Raw genomic sequence first — 17634 nt, forward strand, 5'->3', positions numbered from 1 at the left:
GACGGGGCCTTCGTTCGTTCAGCTCACCTCGGTCAGCTGTAGTTGCCTGGCTCGTAGCCGTCGCTCGAGAACGAGTCGAAGTCCACGAACGACAGGTCGGCGTCGCTGAACGCGGCGTCGTCGGCGAAGATGCGGTTGGGGTACCGCTCGGCCTTCGCCTCCTCCGTCGCCTCGACCGAGACGTTCCGGTACTTGGGCAAACCGGTTCCGGCCGGGATCAGCTTTCCGATGATCACGTTCTCCTTGAGGCCGACCAGCGGATCGCGCTTGCCCTCCATCGCCGCCTGCGTCAGGACACGGGTCGTCTCCTGGAAGGACGCGGCCGACAGCCACGACTCGGTCGCCAGCGAGGCCTTGGTGATACCCATGACCTCCTGACGGGCCGACGCGGTGCGCTTGCCCTCGGTCAGAGCCGCACGGTTGACCTCGCTGTAGCGCGAGCGGTCGACGAGCTCACCCGGCAGCAGCTCGGTGTCGCCGTGGTCGACCACGGTGACCTTGCGGAGCATCTGACGAACGATGACCTCGATGTGCTTGTCGTGGATCGGCACACCCTGCGAGCGGTAGACGCCCTGGACTCCCCCGACCAGGTGCTTCTGCACCTCGCGGACGCCCAGCACGCGCAGGACCTCCTTGGGGTCGACGGTTCCGACGTGCAGCTGCTGCCCGAGCACGACGCTCTGTCCGTCCTCGACGAGGAGCTGCGAACGCTTGAGCACCGGGTAGATGACCGCCTCGTCGCCGTTGTCCGGCTGGAGGATGACCCGGCGGGCGCGGTCGGTGTCCTCGATCGTGATGCGACCGGCGGCCTCCGCGATCGGCGACGCACCCTTGGGGGTGCGGGCCTCGAAGAGCTCCTGCACGCGGGGCAGACCCTGCGTGATGTCGTCGGCCGAGGCCGAGCCACCGGTGTGGAAGGTGCGCATCGTGAGCTGCGTGCCGGGCTCGCCGATCGACTGGGCCGCGATGATGCCGACAGCCTCTCCGATGTCGACGAGCTTGCCGGTGGCGAGCGAACGGCCGTAGCAGGCCGCGCAGACGCCGACCGCGGACTCGCAGGTCAGGACGGAGCGCACCTTGATGTGGCGCACCTCGGCTCCGACCAGCTTCTCGATGAGCACATCGCCCACGTCCTCGCCTGCCTCAGCGATGACCTCGCCGGCCTCGTTCGTCGCCGCGGTGGCGAGCGAGCGGGCGTAGACCGAGTTCTCGACGTTCGAGTCCTGGATCCAGGAGCCGGTGGCGTCCTGGAGCATGATCGGCAGGTCGAGGCCCTTCGAGGTGCCGCAGTCGTCCTCGCGGATGATGACGTCCTGCGAGACGTCGACGAGTCGACGCGTCAGGTAGCCCGAGTCCGCGGTGCGCAGTGCGGTGTCGGCCAGTCCCTTGCGGGCACCGTGCGTGGCGATGAAGTACTCGGCGACCGACAGCCCCTCGCGGTACGAGGAGATGATCGGTCGGGCGATGATCTCGCCCTTCGGGTTGTTCACCAGGCCTCGCATGCCGGCGATGTTGCGCACCTGCAGCCAGTTTCCGCGGGCACCGGAGGTGACCATGCGGTTGATGGTGTTGTTGGTCGGGAAATTGGCGCGCATCGCCTTGGCGACCTCGTCGGTCGCCTCGGTCCAGATCTTCACGAGCTCCTGGCGGCGCTCCGACTGAGTGGTCAGACCCTTGTCGTACTCGGACTCGACCTTCGCGGCCTTCTTCTCGTAGCCCGCGATGATCTCGGGCTTCGACGGAGGCGTGAGGATGTCCGACAGCGACACGGTGACACCCGAGCGGGTGGCCCAGTAGAAGCCCGCGTCCTTGATCCGGTCGAGGGAGGCGGCGACCTCCACCTTCGGGTAGCGCTCCGCGAGGTCGTTGACGATCCCGGAGATGGTCGTCTTGTCGGCGACCTGCTCGAAGTAGGGGTAGTCGACCGGCAGCGCCTCGTTGAAGAGGGCACGGCCGAGGCTCGTCTCGAGCAGGATCGGCGCGGTGACCTTGCCGTTCTCGTCGAGCTCGACGCCCTCGGGGGCCTGACCCTGCGCGAAGTACACGTCCGACATGCGGATCTTGACCTTCGAGTTCAGGTGCAGCGAGCCCTGGTCCTTCGCCAGGATCGCCTCCGAGACGGAGGAGAAGGCGCGTCCCTCACCGGCGGCACCCTCACGGATGGTCGTCAGGTGGTGGAGGCCGATGATCATGTCCTGCGTGGGCAGGGTCACCGGACGGCCGTCGGAGGGCTTGAGGATGTTGTTGGACGCGAGCATCAGGATGCGCGCCTCGGCCTGGGCCTCGACCGACAGCGGCAGGTGGACGGCCATCTGGTCGCCGTCGAAGTCCGCGTTGAACGCCGCGCAGACGAGCGGGTGCAGCTGGATGGCCTTGCCCTCGACCAGCTGGGGCTCGAAGGCCTGGATGCCGAGGCGGTGCAGCGTCGGAGCGCGGTTCAGCAGAACGGGGCGCTCGCGGATGATCTCCTCGAGCACGTCCCACACCTGCGGGCGCGAACGCTCGACCATGCGCTTGGCCGCCTTGATGTTCTGCGCGTGCGACAGATCGATCAGGCGCTTGATCACGAACGGCTTGAACAGCTCCAGCGCCATCTGCTTGGGCAGACCGCACTGGTGCAGCTTGAGCTGCGGGCCGACGATGATGACGGAGCGGCCCGAGTAGTCGACGCGCTTGCCCAGCAGGTTCTGGCGGAAGCGACCCTGCTTTCCCTTGAGCATGTCGCTCAGGGACTTCAGGGCGCGGTTGCCGGTACCCGTGACGGGACGACCGCGGCGGCCGTTGTCGAAGAGGGCGTCGACCGCCTCCTGCAGCATGCGCTTCTCGTTGTTCACGATGATCTCGGGTGCACCGAGGTCGAGCAGGCGGCGGAGGCGGTTGTTGCGGTTGATCACGCGACGGTAGAGGTCGTTCAGGTCGCTCGTGGCGAACCGGCCGCCATCGAGCTGCACCATCGGGCGCAGCTCCGGCGGGATGACCGGGACGACGTCGAGCACCATCGCGGCCGGCGAGTTGCCGGTCGCGAGGAACGAGTTGACGACGCGCAGGCGCTTGATGGCACGGATCTTCTTCTGACCCTTGCCCTCGGCGATCTGGAGGTGGAGCGTCTCGGCCTCGGCCTGGAGGTCGAACTGCTCGAGGCGCTTCTTGATCGCCTCGGCGCCCATGTAGGCCTCGAAGTAGACGCCGTAGCGGTCGACGAGCTCGTTGAAGACCGCGTCCTCCGGCTTGAGGTCGCCGACCTTGAGGGTGCGGAACTGCTCCCACACGCTCTCGAGTCGCGCGATGTCCTCATCGAAGGACTTGCGGATCTGGCCCATCTCCTTCTCGGCGCCGTCCTTGGTGCGGCGCTTCTGGTCGCTCTTCGCGCCCTCCGCCTCGAGGGCGGCGAGGTCGGTCTCGAGGCGCGCCAGGCGGTCCGCGATGCGGGAGTCACGCTGGTCCGAGAGGGTCTTGATCTCGAGCCGGAGCTCGTTCTCGAGGCCGGGCATGTCGGCGTGGCGGCCGTCGTCGTCCACGTCGATGATCATGTACGCCGCGAAGTAGATGACCTTCTCGAGGTCCTTCGGCGCCATGTCCAGCAGGTATCCGAGGCGCGAGGGGACGCCCTTGAAGTACCAGATGTGGGTGACGGGAGCGGCGAGCTCGATGTGGCCCATCCGCTCGCGGCGGACCGAGGACTTGGTGACCTCGACGCCGCAGCGCTCGCAGACGATGCCTTTGAAGCGGACTCGCTTGTACTTGCCGCAGGAGCACTCCCAGTCCCGCGAGGGTCCGAAGATCTGCTCGCCGAACAGACCGTCCTTCTCGGGCTTCAGGGTGCGGTAGTTGATGGTCTCGGGCTTCTTCACTTCACCGTGCGACCAGCGACGGATGTCATCGGCCGTCGCGAGGCCGATGCGCAGCTCGTCAAAAGTTGTTACGTCGAGCAATGTTTTCTCCTTGTCGGAAAACAGGTGTCTCGTCAGAGACGGAAGGTTCGTCAGGTGCTGGCGCGGGATCAGATGTCGTCGACGGAGGACGACTCGAACCGGGAGGAGATGTTGATGCCGAGCTCTTCCGCGGCGCGGTAGACCTCGTCGTCGGTGTCGCGCAGGCTGACCGCCGTGCCGTCGGCCGAGAGGACCTCGACGTTCAGGCAGAGCGACTGCATCTCCTTGATGAGGACCTTGAAGGATTCCGGGATGCCCGGCTCCTGGATGTTCTCGCCCTTGACGATGGCCTCATACACCTTCACGCGGCCGAGGATGTCGTCCGACTTGATGGTGAGGAGCTCCTGGAGGGCGTACGCGGCGCCGTAGGCCTCGAGGGCCCACACCTCCATCTCGCCGAAGCGCTGTCCACCGAACTGCGCCTTACCACCGAGCGGCTGCTGGGTGATCATCGAGTACGGGCCCGTCGAGCGCGCGTGAATCTTGTCGTCGACGAGGTGGTGGAGCTTCAGGATGTACATGTAGCCGACCGAGACCGGGTCCGGGAAGGGCTCTCCCGAGCGGCCGTCGAACAGCTGCGTCTTGCCGGACGAGCCGATCAGGCGCTCGCCGTCGCGCGTCGGGGTGGTGGAGTCGAGGAGCCCGGCGAGCTCCTCCTCCGCCGCGCCGTCGAAGACGGGGGTCGCGACCTTGGTGCCGGGCGCGGCCTCGCGGGCGTGCTCGGGCAGGCGCGCGGCCCAGTCGGGCTGTCCGTCGACCTTCCAGCCCTGCTTCGCGATCCAGCCGAGGTGGATCTCGAGGACCTGGCCGAAGTTCATGCGGCCGGGGACACCGAGCGGGTTGAGGACGATGTCGACCGGGGTGCCGTCGGCGAGGAACGGCATGTCCTCGACCGGAAGGATCTTCGAGATGACGCCCTTGTTGCCGTGGCGGCCGGCGAGTTTGTCGCCCTCGGTGATCTTGCGCTTCTGGGCGATGTAGACGACCACGCGCTGGTTGACGCCCGAGCCGAGCTCGTCGTCGCCGTCCTGCGCGTCGAACACCTTGACGCCGATGATCGTGCCCTGCTCGCCGTGGGGCACCTTGAGCGACGTGTCGCGGACCTCGCGGCTCTTCTCGTTGAAGATCGCGCGGAGCAGGCGCTCCTCGGCCGAGAGTTCGGTCTCACCCTTGGGCGTGACCTTGCCGACGAGGATGTCGCCGGGGCGGACCTCGGCGCCGATACGGATGATGCCGCGCTCGTCCAGGTCGGCCAGGAGCTCCGGGCTGACGTTGGGGAGATCGCGGGTGATCTCCTCCTTGCCGAGCTTGGTGTCGCGCGCGTCGACCTCGTACTCCTCGATGTGGATCGAGGAGAGGACGTCGTCCTTCACCAGGTTCTGACTGAGGATGATCGCATCCTCGAAGTTGTGGCCCTCCCACGGCATGAACGCGACGAGAAGGTTCTTGCCGAGCGCGAGTTCGCCGTTCTCGGTCGCGGGACCGTCGGCGACGACCTCGCCGACCTCGATGCGCTCGCCGGCCGAGACGACCACGCGGTTGTTGTACGAGGTGCCCTGGTTGGAGCGGTCGAACTTGCGGAGGAAGTAGGTCTGCGTGCCGCCCTCGTCCAGCTGGACGGTGACGGAGTCGGCGGAGACCTCCTGGACCACACCGGCCTTGTCGGCCGTGATGACGTCGCCGGCGTCGATGGCCGCGAAGCCCTCCATGCCGGTTCCGACGACGGGCGACTCGCTGCGCAGCAGCGGGACGGCCTGACGCTGCATGTTCGCGCCCATGAGCGCGCGGTTCGCGTCGTCGTGCTCGAGGAACGGGATGAGCGAGGTCGCGACCGACACCATCTGGCGCGGAGAGACGTCCATGTAGTCGACGCGGCCGGCATCGACCAGTTCGACCTCTCCACCCTTGGGGCGGACCAGCACCTTGCCCTCGGCGAAGTGGAAGTCGGGAGTGAGGGGGGCGTTCGCCTGGGCGACCAGGTACTCGTCCTCCTCCGATGCGGTGAGGTAGTCGATCTGGGTCGTGACGCGACCCGCGATGACCTTGCGGTACGGGGTCTCGATGAAGCCGAACGAGTTGATGCGCGCGAACGACGCGAGCGAGCCGATCAGGCCGATGTTCGGGCCCTCCGGGGTCTCGATCGGGCACATGCGTCCGTAGTGCGACGGGTGGACGTCGCGGACCTCGACGCCGGCACGCTCACGGGAGAGGCCGCCGGGGCCGAGCGCCGACAGGCGGCGCTTGTGGGTCAGACCCGCGAGCGGGTTGTTCTGGTCCATGAACTGCGAGAGCTGCGACGTTCCGAAGAACTCCTTGATCGCGGCCACGACGGGGCGGACGTTGATCAGGGTCTGCGGCGTGATCGCCTCGATGTCCTGCGTGGTCATGCGCTCGCGCACGACGCGCTCCATGCGGGACAGGCCGGTGCGGACCTGGTTCTGGATCAGCTCGCCGACCGCGCGGATGCGGCGGTTGCCGAAGTGGTCGATGTCGTCGACGTCGAGACGCAGCTCGACCGCCTCGCCGTCGCGCACGCCCGGGAGAGCGGTGCGGCCGTCATGCAGCGCGACCAGGTACTTGATGGTCGCGATGATGTCCTCGACCGTCAGCACCGAGTCGGACAGCGCCTTGTCGATGCCCAGCTTGCGGTTGATCTTGTAGCGGCCGACCTTCGCGAGGTCGTAGCGCTTGGAGTTGAAGTAGAAGTTGTCGAGCAGCGCGCGAGCGGCCTCGGCGGCCACCTGCTCGCCCGGACGCAGCTTGCGGTAGATGTCGCGGAGCGCGTCCTCCTTGGTGAGGATGTTGTCCTTCTCGAGGGTCAGCTCGATCGACTCGTAGCCGGCGAACTGCTCGAGGATCTCCTCGCTCGTCAGGCCCAGGGCCTTGAGGAACACGGTGACGGACTGCTTGCGCTTGCGGTCGATGCGCACACCGACCTGGTCACGCTTGTCGATCTCGAACTCGAGCCAGGCTCCGCGGCTCGGGATCACGCGGGCCGAATAGATGTCCTTGTCGGACGTCTTCTCCTGCTGGCGCTCGAAGTACACACCCGGCGAGCGGACGAGCTGGGACACGACGACACGCTCGGTGCCGTTGATGATGAAGGTGCCCTTCTCGGTCATCAGCGGGAAGTCGCCCATGAAGACCGTCTGGGTCTTGATCTCACCCGTGAGGTGGTTCATGAACTCGGCCTCGACGTACAACGGCGCGGCGTAGGTCTTGCCGCGCTCCTTGCACTCCTCGATCGTGTACTTCTCGGGCTCGAGGTAGGGGTTGGTGAAGCTCAGCTGCATCGTCTCGCTGAGGTCCTCGATCGGGGAGATCTCCTCGAAGATCTCGTCCAGACCGGAGTTGGCGGGAAGATCCTCCCGGCCGGCGGCCTTCGCCTCGGCGACGCGGGTCTTCCACGCCTCCGAGCCGACGAGCCAGTCGAAGCTCTCGGTCTGCAGCGCGAGCAGATCCGGAACGGTCAGGGTGTCGCTGATCTTGGCGAACGAGAGACGCGATGCGGCGCGTCCGTTCTTGGGTGAGGTGGTGGTCGCGGTGGACGCAGCAGCCAAGGAAGGAACCTCCGTAGACCCTTGCGGGTCTCAATCTGTGGGATGTGTGGAGTGGGCTCCCGCCGGAGCGGGCCCGCACTCGTCGTCGCACGCCGCGCGGACCGAGGCGACTCGGTCTTCGGGGCGGGGATAGAGTGTGGCAACGGCATCCACCATCTGATGCCGGGTTCCGGTGACCTGCCGACCGCGATATGAGGGCATGGGTACTCGGGAGCGCAAAGTACGAATATAGCCGCATTGCGCCACGCCGCGCAAGTGCGGATGCTTGCGCCACTCGCCGGGGTCGGGTATGGGAAACGGAGCGTTCCTGCCTGTGGGACCTCCCGCGGCACACTGGTCGGATGCAGGAACGCACCGGACGCCGACGCGGAGACGACTCCGACCAACCCCGTGCGGTGCTCGCCAGCGGCTACCTCGCGCAGATCGAGCCCGACCGGGACCTGGCCAGCGCGGCCACGCTCGTGGTCGACGGGACGCCGCAGTCGCACGTCGATCTGGACGACCCGACGCATCTCTCCTTCGAGTACGTGCGGCGTATCGGGCACGCGGTCGATCTGCTCGCTCCGGAGGGCGAGAGCATCACCGCGGTGCACCTCGGCGCGGGCGCGCTGACTCTCCCCCGCTACGTCGCTGCCACCCGGCCGGGCTCGCGCCAGCAGGTCGTCGAGATCGAAGGCGCGCTCGTCGACCTGGTGCGGGAGACGCTGCCTCTCCCGCGTGGCGCGCAGATCCGCATCCGGCAGGGCGATGCGCGCGAGGTGCTCGGCAAGCTCCCGCCGGGTCTGCGCGGGACGGTCGACCTGGTCGTCGTCGACATCTTCTCGGGGGCCCGCACTCCGGCGCACGTGACGAGCGCCGAATTCTACGGCGCGATCGCTCCGCTGCTCGCTCCCGGCGGCCTCGTCGCCGTGAACGTGGCCGACGGTGGAGCGCTGGCCTTCGCCCGCGGGCAGGCCGCGACCCTCGCCGCCGTGTTCGCGCACACCGCGATCGTGACTGACACGCAGATGCTCAAGGCGAAGCGGTTCGGCAATGTCGTGATGCTCGCCTCCGCCGCGCCCCTGGCCCTCGACGGGCTGCCGAGACGTCTCGCCGCCGACCCGGCCGCGTCCAAGCTCGTGCAGGGTCGCGAGCTCGAGAACTTCACCGCGGGCGCGCTGGCCGTGAGCGACGAGACCGCCACACCGTCGCCGCTGCCCGCCCGCAGCGTCTTCCAGGTGCGCCGGGGCTGAGCGGAGCCGCGCGTCGGGGTCGCCCGGGAAAGCTCGCCGGTACAATCGACGCCGGGGCGAGCCCCCGTCGGCCTTGGTCCGTCTTCTCCTCCGCCGCCCGCGACGGATCCGCACTTCACGAGGAAGCATCGCCCTGAGCATCATCATCCGCCACGACCCCGCGACCCTCCGCGAGGAGATCGACGTCGACGCCGCCCAGGAGCGCCTGGAGGAGATCGGCGCGCTGCGCAGTCTCGCCGCGCTCACCGAGAAGGCGGAGCTGCTGCGTCTGCTCGGCCGCGTGGACGAGGCCTGGGACATCGCCAACGAGGCCGTCCGCCGCACCCGCTTCTCGGGCGACCGCGCCGAGCTGCTCAGCGCCCGCGTCCGCCGTGCCCGCCTGATGCAGCTGCGCGGCCGGCCGGACGAGGCGCTCTCGGAGCTCGCGCTGTGCGTCGAGGAGGCGCGCACCCACGAGTGGCACCTCGAGCACTCTCTGGCGCTCAAGCACCGCGGGCTCACGTTCTTCGAGCTCGGCGAGTTCGGCAGGGCGGTGCGCGACTTCGACGCGGCGACGGCCCTCGGCGAGCGCGTGGGGGTGCCGGAGGAGGAGCTGGAGGTCGCGCGCCTGGGCTTCGCCGCTGCCTCCGAGTTCCAGGACGAGTCCGAGCGCGCCCCGCGCACCGACGGCGCCGTCCGCGGGCGCCGCCGCGCCGACGGCGACGAGTCCTGACGCTCCGCGTGACCCGCCGTGGCTGATCTCGACGATGTCGCGCACTGGGCGCAGTCGCTGATCGAGGAGCACCTCGACGACTCCTGGAGCTTCGCCTTCGACCACGCGCGGACCCGCGCCGGCGCCTGCCACTGGACACGGCGACGCATCACGGTCTCGCGTCATCTCGCGTCACGCTGGAGCGACGACGAGGTGTGGCAGACCCTCCTGCACGAGGTCGCGCACGCCCTCGCGGGTCCCGAGGCGGCGCACGGACCGCAGTGGCGGCGGATCTCGGTCGGGCTCGGCTACACCGGAGCCCGCACCCACAACAATCCGACCGCGGACGAGCTGGCCCCCTGGGTCGGCCGCTGCCCGAGTGGACACCTCTTCTACCGGCACCGCCGCCCCACCCGGCCGCTCGCGTGCGGGAGGTGCGCCCGACGGTTCGAGTCGGCGAACGCGATCCAGTGGCAGCGGCGCACCGTGCAGACGTCGTGAGCGGCGAGACGCGGACGATCCGCGGGCGCGCGCCGGTCACGGGGCAGTGGCTCGCCGAGGACGACGGGCGGCGCTGGTGGTTCGACTCCGGCAGCCTCGCCCTCGACTTCGCCTGCACGGGCGCGCTCCCGCGCGACGCCGTCGAGCAGTTCGACTCGGACGCCTCGCTGGCCTCCTGGCTCGCCGAGCGCTTCGACGCCGTCGGGCCCGAGAGCCGCGACGCCCGGCTCGACGACGCTCTGATGCTGCGGGCCGCGGTCGCGCGACTGGCCGAAGCGTCGGCGGCCGCGACTCCACTCGACCCGCGCGACATCGACGTGGTCAACCTCGTGGCGGCGATGCCCGACATCCCGCCCGCCCTGAGCGGAGGATCGCGGCAGGCGGGCCGGCTGAACGCGGCCGGCCGGCAGGCGCTCGCAACCATCGCCCGGGAGGCCGTGGAGCTGCTCGGGTCCCCCGCGGCGGGTCGCCTGCGTCGCTGCGCGGCGGCGGAGTGCCGGATGCTCTACCTCGACACCTCACGGGCGGGCTCGCGGCGCTGGTGCTCGATGCAACGCTGCGGGAACAGGGCGAAGGTGCGCGCGCACCGCGCGAGGGCAGCCGCCTGCGGATGACCCGGCGCGACGGCGGAGAGGACCGCCGCCGCGGTCAGCTCAGTCCGAGACGCTGACCGAGCGGTCGAAGGCGACGTAGCCCGAGAAGTCCTTGCCGACCCGGTCGAACGCGGTCGGGTAGGGGTGCGGGTACGACCAGGCCTTGTCCTTCTCGAGTCCGCTCGCGGTCTGCACCGAGAAGTACTGGCACTCGCCCTTCCACGGGCAGGTGTACGGGGTCGGGCTCTCGACCAGCACGCCCTCGACGATGCTCGAGGGCGGGAAGTACCAGTTCCCCTCGATCGAGATCAGGTCAGAGTCGGGAGCGTCGGCGAGGACGACGTCGTTGAGGACGGCTTTCATGCGGTGCCAGCTTTCGGTCGGGAGACGGCGGACGGGTTCCGCCGCTCGCGGGGAACGCTACGCCGCACCCGGTGCGGCGGTCGAGATGCGCGGGGTGATCTTCAGGACTCGGTGCGATCTGCAGGGCGCGGTGCGCAGGACCTGGACGCCCGGACGCCGACAGCGCCGCACGACGTCGACGCGGGGGCGAACATCCCCGACAGATCGCGCGCCCTCCTGCAGAGCGAACCTGCTCCTGCGGATCGGGCGCCCGGGGCGCGCGGCGCGAGCCCGAGGACGTGTCAGCGCAGCACCTCCACCTCGTCGCGCGTGTCGACGCGCGCGGCGAGCCGCACCTCCTGCTCGCGCCCCTGGGCGGTGAGGAGGCGGCCGGAGGTGGAGGCGGTGAGCAGGTGTCCGCAGGCGCGGCGCAGCCCCTCGTAGGAGGCGCAGGCGACGGCCGCCTCGGGCGAGACGTGGTCGATCCCCAGGCCGATCAGGGCGTCGATGAGAGCCCCGGCCGCGAGATGGTCCTCCATCGCGAACCGGGTCTCGCCGCTGCTGTCCGCCTCGCCGGCCGCGACGAGGTTCACGCTCGTGCGTCCGCCGTTCTCGTGCTGGCGTTCCAGGATCCAGCGGGCCACCGCGCTGCGATCGGTCAGCCCCGCGCGCACCACCCGCCCCTCGACGGCACCGAGGTCGAGCTCGCGGAGACCGGGCAGCGCGTCGACGACGACGGTGACGTCGGCGGGGGCGAGCACGCGCAGCGCCCTCGCTCCCCACTCGAAGCGGATCTGGTAGGTCGACTGGTCCACAGCGGAGGCGTTCACCCTCACACGGTAGCGAGCCCCGGGCGGGATCCGACTCCGCTCGGGAGCGAGCCCGAGGAGGCAGCGGCGCCGCACCGGCTGCGGGGCCGGCCCACCGGCTCATACACGTCGAGCGGCTCGCGCGCATCCTGTTCCTGCACGGCGGTCGACGGGAGAGGATGGGGCTGTGAAGGTGATGCTCAAGCACGTGCTCGACACCGATGCCGATTCCGCCTGGCGCGCCCTGCAGAGTCCGGCCGTGTTCCGCGAGGTGATGTCCCCGCTGTTGACCGCCGCGTCGCTCGACGAGGGCGGCTTCCGGCCGACCTGGGGCCTCGGCTCCCACGACGTGGCGATGGACGCTCTGGGGATCGTGCCGGTGGGAGCGCAGGCGATCGATCTCTCGTACCGACGCGTGCCCTCGATGCCCGACGTGCGAATCCTGCGCGACAACGGCGGTCCGCTCTCGGGCTCGCTCCGGCTGATCACCGCCTGGGACCACCGGATGGCCGTGGCTCCCCTGCCCGACGGCCGCACGCTGTTCCGCGACAGGCTCGAGTTCTCGGCCGGACTCGCCTCAGCGGCGCTCTGGCCCTCGATGTGGGCGTTCTGGCAGTGGCGCGGCATCCGCATCCGTTCCCTCGCGCCCTCGTGGCGCCACGACGTGGGCGCCGATGCGCGCCCGCGCGGAGAGGCCCCGGCATGAGCCCCGACGGCACAGCCGAGGAGGAGGTCGAACTCTCGCGCTCGGAACTGCTGCATCTCCAGTGGCCGTCGGTGGACGATCACGAGGACGACACGGTCTCCCCGCGGCGCCGCTTGACGTCGGCGGTCGAGGTGTCCGACTGGCGGCGCCACGTCCACGCGCTCTACGCCGACGTCCGACGCCTCTCGAACGTCGATCTGCTCGCCGCGCACGCCGCCTGGATCCGCGGTCGGAACGCGCTCTTCGCGCAGCACCCGTCCACTCCACTCCTGCCCGCCGATCGGGCGCGCTTCCGCTCACTGCCGATCGCGCCGTACGACGCCTCGTGGCGGTTCGAACTCGAACTCGCCCCGGTCGAGGAGGCACGCCGGATGGACGTGGAGACCGGCACCGACGGCACCGTGCCGTTCGACCTCATCGGCACCGTCGAGGTCCCGCAAGCCGGCCGCCTCGATGTCTGGCGGCTCGCCTCCTACGGCGGCGGGCTGTTCCTCCCGGTCAAGGACGCGCTCGCCGGGACCCCCGGCGGCACCTACGGCGGCGGTCGCTACCTCCTCGACACAGTGAAGGGCGCCGACCTCGGGCCCGGTGCGGCTCCGGGAACGCTCGTGCTCGATTTCAACTTCGCCTACAACCCCTCGTGCGCCTACGATCCCGCCTGGGCGTGCCCTCTGGCTCAGGCCGGCAACACGCTCGCGGTCGAGGTCCCGGTCGGTGAGCGCTACCGCGGCTGACCGGGAGGCTGGATGCGCTCGGAGGCGAGGTCGATAACCTCGCCCGCGGTGCCGCCGAGCACCGGAAAGCAGGAACCGCGCATGCCCCGTCCCGTCCTTCTCGTCACCGGAACCTCTACGGGGATCGGCCGCACCACCGCGATCGAAGCGGCGCGAGCCGGCTGGCAGGTGGTCGCCACCGTCCGCGACCCCGCGCGCGCCGACGGGCTCCGTGCCGAGGCCGCCGAGGCGCGCGTGGAGCTCGAGGTGCGCGCGCTCGACGTGACCGACCCCGACTCCGTGGCCGCGTGCCTCCGTGCCGTGGAGGAGGAGCAGGGCCGTCTCGACGCCCTCGTCAACAATGCGGGGGCCGGGCACCTCGGCACCGCGGAACTCGAGGACCCGGCGGAGCTGCGCCGCGTGATGGAGGTCAACTTCTTCGGCGTGGTCGCGGTGACCCGCGCGTCCCTGCCGATGCTCCGCTGCTCCCGCGGCCGGATCATCACGGTCTCGAGCATCGGCGGCGCCATCGGCCAGCCGTTCAACGAGGACTACTGCGCCGCGAAATTCGCGGTCGAGGGGTTCTTCGAGTCACTCGCACCGGTGGCCGCCTCGGTCGGTGTGCACATCTCGCTCGTCGAGCCGGGGGCAGTGCGGAGCAGCTTCGTCGAGAACGTGGGCATCGACGCGGGCGCGATGCTCGCCCAGGCCGGCCCCTACGCTCCGGCCCTCGGCGCCTACCTCGACCGCGCCGCCTCGTCGTTCTCGTCCACGCACGCGCAGGATCCGGGCGACGTCGCGGCCGTGATCCTCGCGACTCTGCGTGAGCAGGATCCGCCCTTCCGGGTGCAGACCTCGGACTGGGCGAGGGAGTTCGTCGGCCTCAAGCTGGGCGATGTCGACGGCTCCCGAGTCCAGTCGACGATGCGCGGATGGATCGGCACCCACTAGGGTGGAGGGGTGCGAGCGCGATGACCGCGCTCCCCCGCGTCGTAGAACGCCCCTTGTCCCCTAGGACTCTGACCGTCGAGGATCCGTCCCGACCACTTGGCGCACGTGCATGAGGCCTCAGGCCGCGCGCACCGAATCGTACGGCGAACGGATGTGACCACCGTCACCTTCGCCCGAACGCCGATCACCCGTGCCCCGGCCACCGGCCGCACTGCTCGATCGGCATGATGCCCCCGAAAGGCACCACTCCATGTCGAACACCCCCTCCTTCGGCGCCCTCGGCGTCCCGGCCCCCCTCGTCGCCGCGCTCACCGCGAGCGGCATCACCGAGCCCTTCCCCATCCAGGTCGACACGCTGCCCGACACCCTGAACGGCCGCGACGTCCTCGGCCGCGGCAAGACCGGCTCCGGCAAGACCCTCGCCTTCTCCATCCCGATGATCGCCCGCCTCGGCGGATCGCTCGCCGGCGGCCGCCGCCGCCCTGGCCGCCCCCTCGGTCTGGTGCTCGCTCCGACCCGAGAGCTCGCCACGCAGATCACGGCGGCCATGCAGCCGCTCGCCGACGCGTACGGCATCGTCACCACGACGATCTTCGGAGGCGTCTCGCAGCAGCGCCAGGTCGCTGCACTGAAGCAGGGCGTCGACATCGTCGTGGCCTGCCCGGGACGCCTCGAGGACCTCATGAAGCAGGGCTTCGTGAACCTCGACGCCGTCGAGATCACCGTGCTCGACGAGGCCGACCACATGGCCGACCTCGGATTCCTGCCGGTCGTCACGCGCATCCTCGACAAGACCCCTCGCGGCGGCCAGCGCCTGCTGTTCTCGGCCACTCTCGACAACGGCGTGGACAAGCTCGTCAAGAAGTACCTGCAGAACGAGGTGCTGCACTCGGTCGACGAGGCGAACTCGCCCGTCGCGCTGATGACCCACCACGTCTTCGAGGTGGACGGCCTCGACGCGAAGAACGCGCTCGTGAAGACCCTCGCATCGGGCACCGGCCGCCGCATCCTCTTCATGCGCACCAAGCACCACGCGAAGAAGCTCGCGAAGCAGCTCACCGGCCAGGGCATCCCCGCCGTCGACCTGCACGGCAACCTCTCGCAGGTCGCCCGCGACCGCAACCTCGCCGCGTTCGGCGCCGGCACCGTCAAGGTGCTCGTCGCCACCGACGTCGCCGCCCGCGGCGTGCACGTGGACGACGTCGAGCTCGTCATCCACGTCGACCCGCCCATGGAGCACAAGGCGTACCTGCACCGCTCGGGCCGCACCGCCCGCGCCGGCAGCGAGGGCGACGTCGTCACCGTCGTGCTGCCCACCCAGCGCGGCGACGTGAAGACGCTGCTGCGCAAGGCCGCGATCCAGGTCGCGCCGCAGCAGGTGACGGCCGACTCGGCCGCCGTCGCGAGGCTCGTGGGCGACATCGCGCCGTACGTCACACCCACCGCCTTCGTCGAACCCGCCCGCGGGCAGTCGCAGGGCGGCCGCTCGCAGGGAGCGAACGCGCAGCGCAAGCGCGCCGCCCGCACGGAGGGCACTGCCCCTGTGCGCGGAGGCCGGTCGGCCGGTACCGCGGGCGCCGACCGCCCCCGCCGTGACCGCACCGCTGCCGAGGGTCCCACTCGCGGCGGAGCCCGCGGAGGCCGCAGCCGCTCCGCGAGCGCGCCCTCGACCTCGGGCGGCTCGCGCTCGTTCTACAGCACCGCTACAGGCGGAGCGTCCTCGGCAGCTCCCGCTCGCGAGGCCGCTGGCGGCCAGCGCCGCGGAGGCCGGCGCGCGCAGGGTTGAGACCGCGCGCCGCGACCGGCCTCATGGACGGTCGCGGCGCGCAGGGCGTGTCGCGACCGGCTACCCCGGAGCAGCTGTTCGCCTCATGGTGAGCGGCCGGTCCGGGGACTGATCCATCGATGACGGGGAACAGGCGCTCGTCCTGGACCAGGACAGCAGAACGAAGGGCTGACGGCCCGTGCGACCACTCGTCGCGGGCCCTCAGCCCTTCGTCGTGTCCGGGGCGGACGTTCCGCGAGCGCCATCGCAACGAAGGCCAGGAGTGCCGAGAGCCTCGCGAATGAGCGATTTCACGCTCTGAGCCTTCGTTGCGCAGCCCTGCAGTCGACTCCCGCCGACGCCTCACGTCGCGCACACAGGGGCCACGAGCCGAACGGCGGATTCGCGTGCTGGCCGATCCGTCGAGGCGACCGCGACACGCTCCTGCCAGTCCCGCCACCCGGGACGTCGACCACGGCACGCCATCCCGCGGCGCGCGAGAAGGACGCTCCGCGCCGCTAGGACAGTCGGCCCACGGAGGCGAGGGCGGCCCGGAGCAGTGCGCCGCGCCCGCCCTCCATCTCGGCCGAGACCGCGTCCGACGACGCTTCGTCGGGCGTCATCCAGGTGAGCTCGAGGGCGTCCTGCCGGGGGTCGCAGGTGCCGGTGACGGGAACGACGTAGGCGAGCGAGACCGCGTGCTGGCGCTCGTCCGTGAAGGGCCCCATGCCCGGCATCGGGAAGTACTCGGCGACGTGGAACGGCAGCGGGCTCGCCGGGAGGAGCGGGAAGGCCATCGGGCCGAGGTCCTTCTCGAGGTGGCGGAAGAGCGCATCGCGCAGGGTCTCGCCGTACATCACCCGGCCCGAGACGATCGTCCGAGTGATCTGCCCCGACGACGTCGCCCGCAGCAGCACCCCGACCTCGGTGACCTGGCCGAGACCGTCCACGCGCACGGGCACCGCCTCGACGTACAGCAGCGGCAGCCGACGGCGGATCTCGGCGAGTTCGTCGTCGGACAGCCACCCGGAGTTGGGGTCAGGGGTTCGCACGCTCATGATGCCATTCTTACCCGACCCGGCTGGTCTTCCGACCGCGGCGGCGGATCGTCCGCACGGGAGGCAGGATGGTGCGATGGGAATCGACGCGAACGCGGTGCTGTGGTCCTCCTCCGAACGCGACCGTGTCGGCCGCCCCCTCCTCGTCCTCCTGCACGGCTACGGCTCGCACGAGGGCGATCTCTTCTCGCTGGGCGCCTCTCTGCCGCTGGAGCCCGTGCTCGCATCGCTGCGGGCGCCGCTGCAGGTGGCGGGCGGCGCGAACGCCTGGTGGCCGCTGCGGGTGCCGCTCGACCCGGAGGAGCCGCGCGCGGATCCGGCAGCGGTCGAGGAGGCGGTGCACGCGGTGATCGACTGGCTCGACGCGCTGGATCACCCGGGTCCGATCGGGCTGCTCGGCTTCTCGCAGGGAGCAGCGCTCGCCGTGCAGCTGTTGCGGCGCGCTCCCGGGCGCTTCGTCTTCGCGGTCGCGCTCTCGGGATTCGTGGTGCCGCTCGCCGAGGGCGACGACGCCGACGAGCGCCTCGCCCGCGACCGGCCGCCCGTGTTCTGGGGGCGCGGCACTCTCGACTCCGTGATCCCGGAGGAGCTGGTGCGCGATGCGGCCGCCTGGTTCCCCGAGCACACCGCGCTGGACGCCCGAGTCTACGAGGGGGTCGCGCACGGAGTCGGCCAGGCGGAGCTGGCCGATGTCGGCGCGTTCGTACGGCTCGGCTTCGCCTGACCCGCCGCACCGGATACGGCGTCACGGGCGTGCCCTCGACCGGCGAACCGGGCAATG

The 17634-nt window shown here is 70.3% G+C and carries 14 protein-coding genes; 9 read left to right on the forward strand and 5 right to left on the reverse strand.

What is annotated here, in order from left to right:
- Positions 1–32 precede the first annotated feature (32 nt).
- Positions 33–3932: a DNA-directed RNA polymerase subunit beta' gene (locus GSU10_RS12145; RefSeq protein ID WP_132504950.1), complete on the reverse strand. Its 3900-nt coding sequence runs from the start codon at positions 3930–3932 to the stop codon at positions 33–35.
- Positions 3933–4000: 68 nt separating this feature from the next.
- The gene (gene rpoB / locus GSU10_RS12150; RefSeq protein WP_068209872.1) at positions 4001–7492 is read right to left on the reverse strand and encodes a DNA-directed RNA polymerase subunit beta; all 3492 of its coding nucleotides are present in this window, start codon (positions 7490–7492) and stop codon (positions 4001–4003) included.
- 341 nt (positions 7493–7833) lie between these two features.
- Here rpoB and GSU10_RS12155 point away from each other — a divergent pair, with 341 nt between their 5' ends.
- From GSU10_RS12155 to GSU10_RS12170, 4 genes are all read left to right on the forward strand, one after another.
- Positions 7834–8724 carry a spermidine synthase gene (locus tag GSU10_RS12155; RefSeq protein WP_068209869.1) on the forward strand — a complete coding sequence of 297 codons (891 nt, stop codon included), beginning with the start codon at positions 7834–7836 and terminating at the stop codon, positions 8722–8724.
- 73 nt (positions 8725–8797) lie between these two features.
- On the forward strand, positions 8798–9436 hold the full coding sequence (locus GSU10_RS12160; RefSeq protein ID WP_199220855.1) for a hypothetical protein: 639 nt from the start codon (positions 8798–8800) through the stop codon (positions 9434–9436).
- An 18-nt stretch (positions 9437–9454) separates the two neighbouring features.
- Entirely contained in the window at positions 9455–9916 is a 462-nt protein-coding gene (locus tag GSU10_RS12165) for a SprT-like domain-containing protein (protein WP_068209864.1), read from the forward strand.
- Positions 9913–10530, forward strand: a complete 618-nt coding sequence (locus GSU10_RS12170; RefSeq protein WP_236713570.1) for a CGNR zinc finger domain-containing protein — start codon at positions 9913–9915, stop codon at positions 10528–10530. Before GSU10_RS12165 ends, GSU10_RS12170 begins: the two co-directional genes overlap by 4 nt.
- 39 nt (positions 10531–10569) lie before the next feature.
- Here the strand turns inward: GSU10_RS12170 and GSU10_RS12175 are convergent, their stop codons facing one another.
- Together GSU10_RS12175 and GSU10_RS12180 are read right to left on the reverse strand one after the other, a co-directional pair.
- Complete coding sequence (locus tag GSU10_RS12175; protein ID WP_068209860.1) at positions 10570–10872, reverse strand: DUF427 domain-containing protein; 303 nt, start codon at positions 10870–10872, stop codon at positions 10570–10572.
- Positions 10873–11153: 281 nt separating this feature from the next.
- Positions 11154–11681 (reverse strand): 2-phosphosulfolactate phosphatase, encoded by a 528-nt coding sequence (locus GSU10_RS12180; protein WP_241972911.1) that lies wholly within the window; start codon positions 11679–11681, stop codon positions 11154–11156.
- Between the two features lie 175 nt (positions 11682–11856).
- On the opposite strand from GSU10_RS12180, the gene GSU10_RS12185 reads away from it, so the two are divergent.
- The 4 genes from GSU10_RS12185 to GSU10_RS12200 all read left to right on the forward strand — a co-directional run bounded on the left by GSU10_RS12185 (position 11857) and on the right by GSU10_RS12200 (position 15816).
- Positions 11857–12366: a hypothetical protein gene (locus GSU10_RS12185; RefSeq protein ID WP_236713571.1), complete on the forward strand. Its 510-nt coding sequence runs from the start codon at positions 11857–11859 to the stop codon at positions 12364–12366.
- Positions 12363–13100 (forward strand): DUF1684 domain-containing protein, encoded by a 738-nt coding sequence (locus tag GSU10_RS12190; protein ID WP_082845059.1) that lies wholly within the window; start codon positions 12363–12365, stop codon positions 13098–13100. The genes GSU10_RS12185 and GSU10_RS12190 overlap by 4 nt, the downstream gene beginning before the upstream one ends.
- Before the next feature lie 81 nt (positions 13101–13181).
- Positions 13182–14030, forward strand: coding sequence for an SDR family oxidoreductase (locus tag GSU10_RS12195; RefSeq protein ID WP_166971960.1), 849 nt, complete (start codon positions 13182–13184; stop codon positions 14028–14030).
- Positions 14031–14280: 250 nt separating this feature from the next.
- Positions 14281–15816, forward strand: coding sequence for a DEAD/DEAH box helicase (locus GSU10_RS12200; RefSeq protein WP_132504954.1), 1536 nt, complete (start codon positions 14281–14283; stop codon positions 15814–15816).
- A 497-nt stretch (positions 15817–16313) separates the two neighbouring features.
- On the opposite strand, the gene GSU10_RS12205 is transcribed toward GSU10_RS12200, so the two are convergent.
- A complete protein-coding gene (locus GSU10_RS12205) occupies positions 16314–16853 on the reverse strand; it encodes an NUDIX hydrolase family protein (protein WP_068213519.1) in 540 nt (179 codons plus the stop codon).
- Positions 16854–16929: 76 nt separating this feature from the next.
- On the opposite strand from GSU10_RS12205, the gene GSU10_RS12210 reads away from it, so the two are divergent.
- Positions 16930–17577, forward strand: a complete 648-nt coding sequence (locus GSU10_RS12210; RefSeq protein WP_068213516.1) for an alpha/beta hydrolase — start codon at positions 16930–16932, stop codon at positions 17575–17577.
- The last annotated feature ends 57 nt before the right edge of the window (positions 17578–17634 follow it).

The sequence above is a fragment of the Rathayibacter tanaceti genome, assembly GCF_009834165.1.
GTDB lineage: Bacteria > Actinomycetota > Actinomycetes > Actinomycetales > Microbacteriaceae > Rathayibacter > Rathayibacter tanaceti.